The organism is Microbacterium sp. P03, from assembly GCF_043556235.1.
Classification (GTDB): Bacteria; Actinomycetota; Actinomycetes; order Actinomycetales; family Microbacteriaceae; genus Microbacterium.
Window position 1 is genome coordinate 361316 of sequence record NZ_JBIGIM010000003.1, and the last position, 14636, is coordinate 375951.

Consider the following 14636-nt stretch of genomic DNA (forward strand, 5'->3'; position numbering starts at 1 on the left):
TCTGTCAGGATGGAACTCCAGGCGCCGGAAGGGAAGTGGTCCGCTCATGCGACTTATCTCACGGCGCGCGCGGTTATATGAGTCCATCCGCACCGCGCACCTGGAGCGGGCGCGCGAGCTCGTCCCCGCCGCCATCGTCTACCGGGTGCGACGGTACGACTTCGACGAGTCGCTCGCAGCCGGGCTCGAGCTCGTCCAGGCGAACCCCCTCGCGGCGGCACTCCTGCTCCGGCGAGCGCGCTTGGACGCCCTGGAGATCAATGAGCCCCTGATGGCGTCCAGCCTGCCGGCATCGGCGCTCGCGGTCTTCGCGGTGCGATTCGCCCGCAGAAGTCGCCCGCGCATCGTGACCTATGTGATCGGCAATGCCAGTCCGTTCTCTGCGCCTTCCCCGTCTCTGAAACGCCGGGCGCGGTGGGCGGTCGAGCGGATGCTCGCGAGCTACGTCTGGAAGCGCACGGATGCTGTCGCCTACGGCACACCGGGTGCCCGTGATGTGTACCGCGATGCGCTTCCCCCCAGACCGGGGGTGCGCGAGACGCTCATCCCGGCCCTGCCCGCGCGATCGGCACCCCCCGAGACGGATCGGGCGCTGCGAGTCGTATTCCTGGGAGCATTCGTGGCCCGGAAGGGTCTTCCGCTTCTGATCGACGCATGGCCGGAGGTTCTCCGCGCGCGACCAGAAGCGACGCTGTCGCTTCTGGGAAAGGGAGTGCTCCTCGATGACGCCCGGCGGTTCGCGCATGCTCACGACTCCGTGGACCTCGTCGAGGATCCGCCACGAGGGGTGATCAGGGAGACCCTCGCGCGGTCGCTCGTGCTTGTGCTTCCCTCGCAGGCTTCACCAACCTGGCGCGAGCAGGTCGGGCTCCCGATCGTCGAGGGCCTCGAGCAGGGTTGTGCCATTGTCACCACCACCGAAACCGGCCTCGCTCCGTGGCTCGCAGATCACGGGCACGGGGTCGTGCCGGTGGCCTCCGATGCCTCGGCTCTGGCGCAGGCTATTATCAATCAGCTCGACGCCGGTGATCGGTCAGAGCTGATTCTGGCGTCGCTGCCTTCTCAGGACGGACGCCTCGCGGCGGACGCCTGGATGTTCGGCGACATCGCGAGTGCTTCGGGGATGGGCGGGTCTGATGGCTGAGAGTTGGGGCGACGCGCTGCGACGACTGGGAGCGGCGCAGAAGGGCCATGCGCGGGGGGCGCCGGCGTATTCGGTGTACGTCAACCGGAAGATCGGCCGCGTCCTGGCCGCAACCGCCTATGTGTGGGGCATGACGCCAAACGGTGTCACGGCCGTGAGCGCACTCTTCACCTTCGCCGGTATCGCGTTGATCGCGACCATTCCGATGACGCCGTTGCTCGGGGTCGCCGTAGCCCTTCTTCTCGCTCTGGGCTACGCATGGGACTCGGCGGACGGCCAGCTCGCTCGTCTTCGCGGCGGCGGGAGCGTTTCCGGAGAATGGCTGGACCATTTCGTCGACGCCTTCAAGATCGCCTCTCTTCACCTCGCCGTACTGATCGGACTCTTCCGATTCACTGACCTGGAACCCGGCTGGCTGCTCGTACCCATCGCCTTCAGCGTCGTCGCGACGGTGACATTCTTCGGGATGCTCTTGAATGACCTCCTCAAAGGCGCGCGAGGTGTCGCATCGACCCACTCGCGCGGGGGCGGAAGCGCGCTGCGCTCGCTCGTCCTGCTGCCCACCGATTACGGTCTGCTCTGCCTCGTCTTCGTCCTGTGGGGATTCCCCGTGATCTTCCTCGCCGTCTACGGTCTCGTGGGCGTGGCCTGCGCAGCATTCCTCGCGCTCGCGGCGGTGAAATGGTTTCGTGAGATGCGAGACGTCGACGCGCAGGCTCAGGTCACTTCGAGTTCGTGACCGCGGCCATCTGGGACGCGATCTCGAGGCGGTAGCGCCGCGGTGAGAAGCGTTCAGCGGCTTGCGTCCGATTCCTGTCGAGGCGAGGGGCGAGTTCGGCCCACCGCGACACAGCGTCCTGGATCGTGCGGGCGATGGCCGACGCATCGTCGGGAACGAAGCGTAGAGCCGTGTCGCAGTCGGCCGTGGCTTCGCGCAATCCGCTCGTATCACTCACCAGGACGACTCGCCCAGCGATCACACCCTCGACGGCGGTGTTCCCGAACGGCTCGTCGAACCGGGACGGAACAACGAGCGCGTCCGCTGCCTCCACCGTCGACCAGATGTCCGGTCGGAAGCCGAGCATCCGCACACGCTCGTTCAGACCGAGGGCGTTGATGCGATCGCGAAGCTGTTCGTCGAACCACTCGTACCCGGGAAACACATTTCCGACGATGTCGAGATGCACTTCAGGAATGTCTCCAGGAAGCTCGGCGAGCGCCTCCACAATCAGGTCGGGTCCCTTCCGCGGGGAGAGCCGGCCTACGTAGACGAGTCGAACGTTCTCGGTGAGGGTGGTGCGAGCGGGTGCGACCGACTCGGGCCCCGCCACTCCGTTGTAGATGACAACAGCTCGATCTGCGACGGAACGGAACGCCTGCCGAAGCACACCACGGCTGAAGTCGCTGTTGACGATGACTATGTCGGCGAGAAGTACAGGAGCGTACATCCCCATCTTCACCAGTCGCGAAGCGCCCTGTTCCCCCTCGTGCAGATGCACGAGGCATCGGAGGCGGTGCAGCTTGGCACTGACCGACCAGAGCGGCAGGGTCACCGTGCTGACATAGACGGCGTCCGGGCGATCCGAGCGGAGCACGCGGTGGGCCGCCCTCAATCCGCGAACGGTTCCGACGACGAGCGCGCCCCAATTCCGCGGTTTGAGCAGGCTCTTCCGCAGAACAAGCGTGGGGACGATCTCAACATCCGCACCCGCACGCCGCAGCTCGTCGACCAATGGTCCGCTCTGCGGCAGCACCACCGTCACCCGAGCGCCGGATTCGACCATGCCGATCACGCTTTCGAGCATCACCCGGTCCGACCCGTACATCTCGGCGCCCGGGTGAGCGACGAGATAATGACGCTCGGACGTAGACGATCGATGCATTGCCCACCCCCCGTGTCGCACCTGCCGCTGTCATCGTAGCCGAGCACCACGGCGGGCCCTTTCCCGTCTTCCGGCGAAATCACAGGGCGCAGCCGGGTGCGAGGGGATAAGCTCTCACTTCGGCGCGCAGCCCGGGGGCGGTATCGCGTCAAGGGGGCATCATGAGCGAGCTGAACGAGCCGGCGACATCGGATGAGCGGGCGTCGACCACGGCGCGCCGGCGCTGGTGGATCATCGTCGGAGCCGTGGCAGTCGTCGCGGTGGTCGCCATCGTGATCGCTGTCGCCGTCAGCACCAGGCCCTCATCGTCCGCCTCGACACCGACGTCGACGTCGGTGTCGGCGTCCCCTGGCGGGAGCGGTGATCCCTCGAGCAGTGCCGGGCCGGCCGAGACGAGCGACCCGACCTCTGAAACCACTACCGCGCCGACCGATCAGCTGCCCGAACTCGCTCCTGTCGCTCCGACCGAGACGGTCAGTAGCGAGGGGATCGAAGTCGCATTGACGAACTTCGAGAGTGTCACGGGCGAGGTGGTCGTACCGGGAGAGGTTGCCGGTGCCGCGGTGCGCGTGACGGTGTCGATCACCAACCAGACGGACGATCCGCTCAACCTCGATCTGATCGTCATGAACGCTTTCACCGGCCCAGAACGGACGCCGGTGGAGACTTACCAGCAGCCAGGGGGCCAGCCGGTGAGCGGGAGCCTCGACGCGGGCGGCACCGCGACCGGCGTCTATCTGTTCCGCATCCCGGAAGATCAGCGTAGTGACGTCACCTTCATCGTCGACTTCAACCCCGGTAAGAGCGCGATCGTCTTCCAGGGTCAGGTGCCGTGACGCGCGTTTGAGGCACGTCGGCTCTGGGAGACCGTAACCCTGAGAGTTTCCTGTACGCGGTTGGTTGGTGCCGACCCGACCCGTATTGTTCAGCTATTGGGGATCGGCGCACGTCGTGCGCGAAATCGTGGTGCTCGCGGGGGCGAGCTGACTGGGGAGTCATTGTGGTATCTGGGGAACGTCGTACGTCCGGCAGCATCGACGCTGTCTCTTTCCGTCGGCGTCTGCTGAGAGCATTCGTCGCATCCACCGCGGCACTGGGCTTGGTCGCCGGGGGTCTCGCGTTCGCAGCGGCACCCGCGACTGCTGACACCAATCCGCCGGCAGGGCTGCCGGAGACGGTCACCAGTGATCCGCTCCCCACCGCGCAGATCAATGGTGTGGTGTGGTCGCAGGCGATCGCCGGCAACACGGTCTACGTCGGCGGCGAGTTCACCAATGCGCGGCCCGCCGGAGCCGCTGCCGGCGTGAACACGTCGCCTCGGCAGAACCTGATGGCGTACAGCCTCAGCACAGGCGTGATGACGTCGTGGAACCCCGGCGCCAACGGTGCGATCAAGACCGTGGTGGCATCCGCCGACGGTTCTCGAATCTACGTCGGCGGTTCGTTCACCACTATTGCCGGTCAGCCTCGCAACCGCATCGCCGCCTTCAACGCCGCAACCGGCGCGCTCCTGGCGTGGAACCCCGGGGCCAACTCCTCGGTCACGGATGTCGCCGCCTTCGGCAACACGGTGTGGATCGCCGGCAACTTCAGCAGCATCGCCGGTGGTGCGCGCACGCGAATCGCGGCCGTCAACGCGACAACAGGTGCCCTACTGCCCTTCACTGCGGCAGTCAGCGGCGGTTACGGCATCAAGGCCGTCGTCGTGAACCCCACCGGCAGCAAGATCGTGATCGCCGGCTCGTTCACGAGTACCAACGGCTCAACCAATCCCGGGCGAGGCATGGCCGCGCTGAACGCCGTGTCCGGAACGTCCGAGACGTGGCTGGTCAACAGCCTGATCCGCAATGGCGGCGAGAACGCCGCAATCAACTCGCTCACGTCCGACGGTGACAGCGTCTACGGCGTCGGCTACGACTATTACGGTACGGACGAGGACGGCTTCGAGGGCACCTTCCGCGCCAACTGGTCGGACGGATCCATGGTCTGGATGGAGGACTGTCACGGCGACAATTACTCGGTTGCCGTCAGCGCAGGAGTGGTCTACACCGCGTCACACGATCACTACTGTGGAAACGTCGGCGGCTTCCCGCAGACGTCCCCGAAGTGGACGTTCCATCACAGCCTCGCCTTCGCGAAGGACTACAAGGGCGCTGTGGTCGGCAACGACCCGCTGGGCTACCGTTCCTTCGGCGGCCAGCCGTCGGGGACGCTTCTGCACTGGTACCCGGACTGGCAGGTCGGCACTTACACCGGCAAGAGCCAGGCAACGTGGGACATCACCACGACAGACGATTACGTGGCGTACGGTGGCGAATTCCTTGCCGTCAACGGTGTCTCGCAGCAGGGTCTGGTGCGGTTCGCGAAGAAGGCCACTGTTCCCGACGCATCCGGCCCTCAAGACAGCGGCGCAGCCTTCCCGGTGAACGGATTGTCGATCCGCGCCGGTGAGGTGCGACTCTCGTGGAGCGCGAATCGAGATCGCGACAATGCCACGCTCACGTACGAGCTGTATCGCCAGGACAAGGGATCGACGCCGATCTACACGACCACGGCCGACTCGAACTTCTGGAACATGCCTTCCTTGAAGTTCACGGACAAGACCGTCAGTGCCGGGCAGACATACCAGTACCGCGTGCGGGCGATCGACCCGAACGGCAACCAGGCCACGGGCGCATGGTCGAGCGTGACCGCGACATCGACACCGGCATCCAGTTACAGCATCGGCGTTCTGGATGACGGAGCCGAGCACTACTGGCCGCTGGGTGAGAACAGCGGCACCTCAGCGATCGATTGGGCCGACGGCAACGATCTGGTGGTGAACTCCGCCACACGTGGCGTCGCCGGCCAGAACCAGGCAACGGCCAGTAAGGCGACGCAGTTCGGGGGTTCTGACTCGTCGTTCGCCGCAAGCAGCACGGCTGAGCCGGCCAAGAACACCCTGTCGATCGAGGCGTGGGTCAAGACCACCAGCACGGCGGGCGGCAAGATCGTAGGTTTCGGCAACGCCACCACCGGCAACTCCGGCAGCTACGACCGTCACGTCTATATGGACGGCTCCGGGCGGATCACTTTCGGTGTCTACCCGAACGACGTACGGGCGATCACCTCCGCCACCGGGTACAACGACGGAGCGTGGCACTACGTCTCGGCGACCCTCGGCGCGGATGGAATGAAGCTGTACATCGATGGCAAGCTCGTGGCGAATCGAGGCGATACGACGTCGGGCCAGGATTACAACGGCGTCTGGCGAATCGGTGGTGACAACATCGGTGGATGGCCCAACGCGGGCAGCAGTAATTACATCGCCGGCGCCATCTCGGACGTCGCAATCTACGACGACGTTCTGACCCGCACGCAGATCAACCAGCACTGGGTCAACTCGGGACGGACGTCCACCGTCAACCCCGCCCCCACGGACGCTTACGGACAAGCGGTGTACAACCTCGCGCCGACACTCTTCTGGCGGCTGGACGAGACGGCCGGTAGTACCGCGGCCGATTCGGGGATGGATTCCAACACCGGGATGTACGTCGGTAATGTTCAGAAGGGGACGGCGGGCGCCGTGAGCTCGTCGCCGTCCGGCGTCTCGCTTTGGCCGAACAACGGCGACCAGACAGGCATCGTCAGCAACGCCGCCTTCAACAATCCGACGTCATTCGCCCTTGAGTCCTGGTTCAAGACCGACTCGACCAGCGGTGGCAAGATCATAGGTTTCGGTGAGGCGCAGACGGGCACGAGCAACAATTACGATCGGCACCTCTATATGTCGGGTGACGGCCGCGTGAAGTTCGGCGTGTGGACCGGCTCGACACAGATCGTCGAGACCGATCCCGGATTCAACGACAACAAGTGGCACCACGTCGTCGCTCAGTTGTCGTCAGCGGGGATGCAGCTCTACGTCGACGGCGCACTCAAAGCGACGAGCGCGAACACGTCTGCTCAGTCGTACAGCGGCTACTGGCGAGTCGGCGGCGACAACGGATGGGAAGGCGACACCTACTGGCGGGGATCCGTCGACGAGGTCGCCATCTACCCGGCGGCCTTGACGACAGCCCAGGTGGACGAGCACTATCAGCTCGGCACGGCGGGATTCGTCAACCAGGCGCCGACGGTCGCGTTCTCTGCGATCGCCACCGACCTGAGCGTCGCATTCGACGGATCCACGACGTCTGACAGTGATGGAAGCGTCGCCTCGTACGCCTGGACGTTCGGAGACGGTCAGACCGGCACAGGCGTCTCGCCGACGCACGTCTACGCGACGGCGGGGACCTACGCGGTGACGCTGACGGCGACCGACAACCTCGGCGCCAGCGCGTCGCTCGAGCAAGAGGTGGTCGTGGTCGCAGCCAACCAGCTGCCGACTGCCGCATTCACCCCCGCGGTTTCCAACCTCTCGCTGACAGCGGACGGCTCTGCGAGCACCGACCCTGATGGAACGATCTCGAACTACTCCTGGGCCTACGGCGACGGCGCAGTGAGCGCCGGAGTGAATGCTGCACACACTTACGCGGCGGCCGGTGACTACGACGTGACGCTCACCGTGACCGACAACCGAGGAGGCTCGGCCTCGACGACCCAGAGAGTCACCGCCGCCCCGCCGGTGAATGCTGCTCCGGTGGCGGCGTTCACGTCGACGCCGTCGGGTTTGACGGTGTCGGTGGACGGTTCGTCGAGTACGGATTCGGATGGTTCGGTGGCGTCGTATGCGTGGGCGTTCCAGGGTGGTGGTACGGCGACGGGTGCGACGGCGTCGTACACGTTCCCGGCAGCGGGCACGTACAACGTGACGTTGACGGTGACGGACGACAAGGGTGCGACCAACGCGAAGACCCAAGCCGTCACCGTCACCGCCGCCCCGCCGGCCGGCGCACGCACTCTTGCCGCCGACACATTCGGGAGGACTGCGGCGGGCGGGTGGGGGACCGCAGACCAAGGCGGGGCATGGACCGTGGTGGGCACTCCCTCGCGCTTCGCCGTCGCAGGTGGCGTCGGTACTGTCTCGGTGTCGACCGGCCAGGCTCAGAACATCAACCTCGCCGGGGTGTCCAGCGCGAACACCCGCGTGACGGCGCAGTTCTCTGTGGACAAACTCGTCGAGGGCCAGTACATCTCGGTGGTCGGCCGGCAGGTCGGCGCCAGCCAGTACATCCTCCGAGCGCGGCCGGAGGCGGGTGGCGGAGTTCGCCTCTATGTGCTGCGCGACACCACGGCGCTCGGGGCATCTTTCCTCGTTCCCGGGATGACATTGGCTGCGGGAGAAAAGTACTCGGTGTCCTTCGAGGTCACCGGCGCGTCTCCTACCAACCTCTCGGCGAAGATCTGGAAGTCCAGCGACGCCGAGCCCGCAACGTGGCAGCTCACGCGCGTTGACGCGGCTGCCGCCGCATCAACGCTTCAGGCTTCCGGTTCGGTGGGACTCTTCACGTGGCTTCCGTCCTCAGCGGCCGCTTCCAATCCGGTGTTGGTCACGTTCGACAACATCAGCGTCATCGACCCCACGATCCCCTGATGTGACGATGACGTCGGCCCGGTTGCAGCGCTCTGGCGCAGCAACCGGGCCGTTTTCGTTCGCAGGTGCACCCTCAGTTTGCGTCGAAGGTATCCCTGCCCTATCATCTGAAGAGTCTGGGGAGACGTACGCATTCATGCGTATCACTGTGCTCGAGGGGTCGAGCTGACTGGGGATCAATCGTGGTTGTCACATTCAACCGTTCATTTGGGGTTCGTTCCGATTCGGAGCGGGGGGCGCGCCGTCTATGGCGCGGTGTCGTCGCTGTTGCGACGTCGGTCGTGGTCACCGTTGGCGGGCTAGCCCTCGTGGCGCCGGCGGCGCAGGCCGATACGACGCCACCCGTGGGTGTGGAGGAGACGGTCACGGCCGACCCGCTCCCCACCGCTCAGATCGACGGCGTCGTCTGGACACAGGCGATCGTCGGAAACACCGTCTTTGTCGGTGGCGAATTCACCACGGCTCGCCCGGCCGGCGCGGCTGAGGGCGTCGACACTCAGCCGCGTGCGAACCTGATGGCGTACAACCTCACTACGGGAGAGATGACCTCCTGGAACCCCGGCGCGAACGCGATCATCAAGTCGATCGTCGCTTCGCCGGACGGTTCCCGCATCTACGTGGGTGGAAGCTTCACGACCATCGGCGGTCAGGCACGTACCCGCGTAGCGGCCTTCGATGCCGCGACCGGCGCGCTGTTGCCGTGGGCGCCGTACTCCAACGCACAGGTGTCGGCCATCGCCACGAGCGGTGATGCCGTCTACCTGGCTGGAAACTTCACAAGCCTCGGGGGTGCTGTGCGCACCCGCCTCGCGGCCGTCACGGCTTCCACCGGGGCGCTGCTGCCTCTGACCGCCTCCATCGACGGCGGATACGGCGTCACCTCGATGGTGGTCAACCCCGAGGGCAACAAGCTCGTCGTGGCCGGCTCGTTCACCAGCGTGAACGGGTCGACCAACCCTGGTCGCGGAATGGCGGCTCTGGACGCATCCACGGGCGCCTCGCTTCCGTGGGCTGTGAATTCGCTCATCCGAGACGCCGGCAACAAGGCTGCGATGACAGCGCTGACCTCGGACGGAGACAGCGTATACGGCACGGGGTACTCCTACACGGGTGCAACGGCGGAAGATGGATTCGAGGGCACCTTCCGCGCGAACTGGTCCGACGGCTCGCTCGTCTGGATGGAAGATTGCCACGGTGACAACTACTCGGTGGCGGTGAGCTCTGGCGTGGTATACACGTCGAGTCACGACCACTATTGCGGCAACATCGGCGGATTCCCGCAGACGAGCCCGAGCTGGACATTCCACCACGCGCTGGCGCTGGCGAAGGACTATCACGGAGCGGTCCTCACTCCCGACATCTACGGCTACAAGTCTTACGCAGGGCAGCCCGCACCTACGCTGTTGCACTGGTTCCCCGACTGGCAGGTCGGAACCTACACCGGCAAGGGGCAGGCGACATGGGACATCGCAGCCAATGACGACTATGTCGTGTACGGCGGTGAGTTCCTCAAAGTCAACAACAAGGGTCAGCAGGGCCTCGTGCGGTTCGCCAAAAAGGGCGTCGCCACGAACAAGTCCGGCCCTGAGCGGAGCGGAACGGCGTTCCCGATCACGGCGGCGTCATTGCGAGCCGGCGAGGTGCGTCTCTCGTGGACCTCGAACACCGATCGCGACAACGCGACGCTCACGTATCAGGTGCTGCGTCAAGACAAGGGATCGACGCCGATCTACACGACCACCGGCGACTCGAACTTCTGGACCCAGCCGCGCATGACCTACGTCGACAAGACGGCGGTACCCGGTCAGGCGTACCAGTACCGCGTGCGCGCGATCGATCCGCAGGGCAACCAGGTGACGGGCTCGTGGACCGCCGTCACCGCTGCGTCGACCAACCTTGCGTCCGACTACAGCCTCAACGTCATCGACGACGGCGCGGTGCACTACTGGCCGCTCAGCGAGACAAGTGGGACGGTGGGGACGGACTGGAGCGGAAGCAGCAACCTCGCGGTCAACAACACCACCCGCGGCGTCGCGGGCCCGAACGCCGCAACTCCGACCACGGCGACGCAGTTCCTCGGCGGATCCACATCCTTTGCCGCCACCACTGCCAGCGAGAGCGGCAGTGACACGTTGACAATCGAGGCCTGGTTCAAGACCAGCAGTACGACGGGCGGCAAGATCGTCGGCTTCGGCAACAAGACCTCGACCAGCTCGACGACCTACGACCGTCACATCTATATCGACGGGGCCGGGCGCGTCACGTTCGGCGTGTTCCCCGGCGTCGCGCGCACGATCAGCACGTCAACAGGATTCAACAACGGTCAATGGCACTACGTGGTGGGCACTCTCAGTTCAGCCGGAATGACGATGTACGTCGACGGGACCCGCGTCGGCACGCGCGCTGACACCACATCCGCGCAGACCTACACCGGGTATTGGCGAGTGGGGGGCGACACCGTGGGCAGCTGGCCCAACCCGTCGAGCACGGCGTATCTGAACGGGTCCATCTCAGATGTCGCGATCTACAACTCCGCCTTGACCCGCGCGCAGGTAGACGCCCACTGGACCTCGTCCGGGCGGACATCCGTTCTGCCTTCCGCTCCTGCGGACGCATACGGGAAGGCGATCTACAATCTCGCGCCCACTCTTTACTGGCGTCTGGGCGAGAGCGCTGGCTCGACTGCGGCGGACTCCGGACTCGATGGACAGACCGGCACTTATTTCGGCAGCGTGACGAAGGGAGCGGCCGGGGCCGTCACCGGAGTGACCAACACTGCCGCGTCGCTGGCACCGACCAAGACGGGAACGACGTGGAACCAAACCGGTGTGACGAGCGACAAGGCCTACACCAACCCGACCACTTTCGCGGTCGAGGGGTGGTTCAAGACGAACACCACCACCGGCGGAAAGCTCATCGGCTTCGGTAATGCTCGTACGGGCACGAGCTCGAGCTATGACCGTCACATCTACATGTCCGCGGACGGGAAGGTGAACTTCGGCGTCTACAACGGCAACAGGGTCGTCATCACGAGCCCGACGGCATACAACAACAACCAGTGGCACTATGTCGTCGGTCAGATGTCGTCCTCCGGGATGCAGCTCTACATCGACGGAGTGCTCGCCGGTTCCAACGCGAACACCACGGTGAATGCCTACAACGGGTACTGGCGTGTCGGCGGCGACAGCGGCTGGGACGGCGACACGTACTGGAAGGGCAGCATCGACGAGGTCGCCGTCTACGCGGCCCCGCTCAGCGCCTCTCAGGTGCTCGCTCACTTCCAGCAGGGAAGCCTGGGATTCGTCAACCAGTCGCCCACGCCGGCCTTCAGCAGCATCGTCAACGACTTGGCTGTGAGCTTCGACGGCACGCCGTCGACGGATCCTGAGGGCGCCATCGCCTCGTTCACCTGGAACTTCGGTGACGGCGCGAGCGCGACCGGAGCGACCCCTTCTCACACGTACGCGACGCCAGGAACGTACGAGGTCACCTTGAAGACCGTCGACCAGCTCGGTGCGAGTGCGAGCCTGACGCAGGAAGTCGTCGTCCTGGCACCGAACACGGCGCCCACCGCAGCATTCACGACCGCCGCCGACAAGTTGAAGCTGTCAGTCGATGGCCGCACGAGCTCCGACGCGGACGGCGCGATCGCGTCGTACTCGTGGGCGTATGGCGATGGAACGACCGGCTCCGGCTCCACCGCGGAGCACACCTACGCCGCGGCAGGGACCTACACGGTGACCCTCACGGTGACTGATGATCGCGGAGGCTCCGCCGTTTCTTCGAAGGATGTGAGCGTCACGCTGCCCGCGAACGTCCTGCCTACCGCGGCGTTCACGTCGCAGGTGACGAACATGAGCGTCGCGCTGGATGCGACGGGTAGTACAGATTCCGACGGCGCCGTCACCGGTTACGCGTGGAACTTCGGCGACGGGACGAATGGCACCGGCGCGCAGCCACTGCACTCCTTCTCGACGGCCGGAACATACACGGTCGTGCTGACCGTCACCGACGACCGAGGCGGCGTCGCGACCGTCTCGAAGAATGTCACGGTGACATTGGCGCCCAACGTGCTGCCGACTGCGGCATTCACGAAGACGGTGTCGAATCTGACGCTTTCCGTGAACGGCGCAGGCAGCGCAGACGCGGACGGGACGATCGCGTCCTATGCGTGGAACTTCGGTGATGGTGCCTCCGCGTCCGGCGCGCTGGCAACCCATGCCTACTCGGCCCCGGGCATCTATACAGTGACCCTCACTGTCACAGACAACCGCGGCGGCGTCGCAACGACGACGTCACAGGTCGATCTGTCGGTGTCGAATGTGTTGGCTCGTGATGTGTTCGATCGGACGGTTGTCAGTGGTTGGGGCACGGCGGATCAGGGTGGTGCGTGGACGATCGCGGGTACTGCTGCGCGGTTCGGTGTGACTGACGGCGCAGGTTCTCTGACGCTGACGACGTCGGCCGGGCAGCAGGCTTCGCTGGGATCGGTGTCGAGTGCGAACACGAAGCTCTCGGCTTCGTTCTCGGTCGACAAGATCGCGAACGCTCAGTACATCAGCTTCATCGGCCGGCAGGTGGGTGCGGATCAGTACCTGCTGCGGGTGCGGGTGGCCGCTGATGGCACGGTGATCCTGCACGTGATGCGCGGTGGTACGGCGATCGGTTCGGGCTACACGGTGCCGGGTCTGACGATCACGCCGGGCGCGGTGTACAACGTCGCGTTCGAGGTGAAGGGCACTGCTCCGACCTCGCTGTCAGGGAAGCTGTGGAAGAGCACGGACACGGAGCCTGCTGCCTGGCAGGTCACGCGGACCGATGCGACGGCTGCTCTGCAGGCGGCAGGATCGGTGGGTGTCTCGTCAACCGTCCCGACGTCGGCTGCGGCGTACCCCGTCAAGGTCACCTTCCCCGAGATCACGATCACCGACCCCACCATCACACCGACCGCGCCGAACCAGCTTCCCGTCGCCGCGGTAGGCGCCACTGCGTCGGGGCTCACGGCTGCACTGGATGCATCGGCGAGCACCGACCCTGACGGGACGATCGCCTCATACTCTTGGGCCTTCGGTGATGGAACGACGGAGACGGCCTCTACGCCGGCGATCAGCCACGCGTACGGGGCGTCCGGAACCTACACGGTCGCCCTCACGGTCACTGACAATCGAGGCGGCCAAGCCACGGTGACACGGGACGTGACCGTGCAGGCGGTCAACCAGATTCCGACGGCAGCGTTCACCTCCTCTGTCGCGGCGCTCAGTGTCGCGGTGGACGGCTCATCGAGCACAGATGCGGACGGGACCATCGCGTCCTACGCGTGGGCATTCGGTGATGGTGGTGTCGCAACGGGTGCGACCGCCACGTACGCCTACGCTGCTTCCGGTACCTACACCGTCACACTCACTGTCACCGATAACTCCGGTGCCACCAGTCTCAAGACGGGCGTCGTCACGGTGACCGCGCCGCCGGTGGTGTCGAATGTGTTGGCTCGTGATGTGTTCGATCGGACGGTTGTCAGTGGTTGGGGCACGGCGGATCAGGGTGGTGCGTGGACGATCGCGGGTACTGCTGCGCGGTTCGGTGTGACTGACGGCGCAGGTTCTCTGACGCTGACGACGTCGGCCGGGCAGCAGGCTTCGCTGGGATCGGTGTCGAGTGCGAACACGAAGCTCTCGGCTTCGTTCTCGGTCGACAAGATCGCGAACGCTCAGTACATCAGCTTCATCGGCCGGCAGGTGGGTGCGGATCAGTACCTGCTGCGGGTGCGGGTGGCCGCTGATGGCACGGTGATCCTGCACGTGATGCGCGGTGGTACGGCGATCGGTTCGGGCTACACGGTGCCGGGTCTGACGATCACGCCGGGCGCGGTGTACAACGTCGCGTTCGAGGTGAAGGGCACTGCTCCGACCTCGCTGTCAGGGAAGCTGTGGAAGAGCACGGACACGGAGCCTGCTGCCTGGCAGGTCACGCGGACCGATGCGACGGCTGCTCTGCAGGCGGCAGGATCGGTGGGTGTCTCGTCAACCGTCCCGACGTCGGCTGCGGCGTACCCCGTCAAGGTCACCTTCCCCGAGATCACGATCACCGACCCCACCAT

6 protein-coding genes are annotated in these 14636 nt (G+C 65.4%); 5 read left to right on the top strand and 1 reads right to left on the bottom strand.

Translation table 11 applies throughout. The annotated features are described in order from the left end of the window. Positions 1 to 46 precede the first annotated feature (46 nt). Together ACFXOO_RS11290 and ACFXOO_RS11295 are read left to right on the top strand one after the other, a co-directional pair. A complete protein-coding gene (locus tag ACFXOO_RS11290) occupies positions 47 to 1144 on the top strand; it encodes a glycosyltransferase family 4 protein (RefSeq protein WP_394563581.1) in 1098 nt (365 codons plus the stop codon). Next, entirely contained in the window at positions 1137 to 1883 is a 747-nt protein-coding gene (locus ACFXOO_RS11295) for a CDP-alcohol phosphatidyltransferase family protein (RefSeq protein ID WP_378842007.1), read from the top strand. Before ACFXOO_RS11290 ends, ACFXOO_RS11295 begins: the two co-directional genes overlap by 8 nt. Here the strand turns inward: ACFXOO_RS11295 and ACFXOO_RS11300 are convergent. Beyond that, on the bottom strand, positions 1867 to 3027 hold the full coding sequence (locus tag ACFXOO_RS11300; protein ID WP_394563583.1) for a glycosyltransferase: 1161 nt from the start codon (positions 3025 to 3027) through the stop codon (positions 1867 to 1869). The two genes, ACFXOO_RS11295 and ACFXOO_RS11300, sit on opposite strands and share 17 nt — an antisense overlap. Before the next feature lie 161 nt (positions 3028 to 3188). Between ACFXOO_RS11300 and ACFXOO_RS11305 the strand changes: the two genes are divergently transcribed. The 3 genes from ACFXOO_RS11305 to ACFXOO_RS11315 form a co-directional block, all read left to right on the top strand. After that, positions 3189 to 3863: a hypothetical protein gene (locus tag ACFXOO_RS11305; RefSeq protein ID WP_394563585.1), complete on the top strand. Its 675-nt coding sequence runs from the start codon at positions 3189 to 3191 to the stop codon at positions 3861 to 3863. A gap of 164 nt (positions 3864 to 4027) precedes the next feature. Next, positions 4028 to 8539, top strand: a complete 4512-nt coding sequence (locus tag ACFXOO_RS11310) for a PKD domain-containing protein (protein ID WP_394563587.1) — start codon at positions 4028 to 4030, stop codon at positions 8537 to 8539. 281 nt (positions 8540 to 8820) lie between these two features. Further along, positions 8821 to 14636 (top strand): PKD domain-containing protein (locus tag ACFXOO_RS11315; RefSeq protein ID WP_394563588.1); only part of this gene is annotated, 5816 nt, incomplete at its 3' end.

Excerpts from the sequence above, each read along its gene's own strand:
- ACFXOO_RS11290 (WP_394563581.1), top strand. The coding sequence starts at position 47 with ATGCGACTTATCTCACGGCGCGCGCGGTTATATGAGTCCATCCGCACC.
- ACFXOO_RS11295 (WP_378842007.1), top strand. The coding sequence starts at position 1,137 with ATGGCTGAGAGTTGGGGCGACGCGCTGCGACGACTGGGAGCGGCGCAG.
- ACFXOO_RS11305 (WP_394563585.1), top strand. The coding sequence starts at position 3,189 with ATGAGCGAGCTGAACGAGCCGGCGACATCGGATGAGCGGGCGTCGACC.
- ACFXOO_RS11300 (WP_394563583.1), bottom strand. The coding sequence starts at position 3,027 with ATGCATCGATCGTCTACGTCCGAGCGTCATTATCTCGTCGCTCACCCG.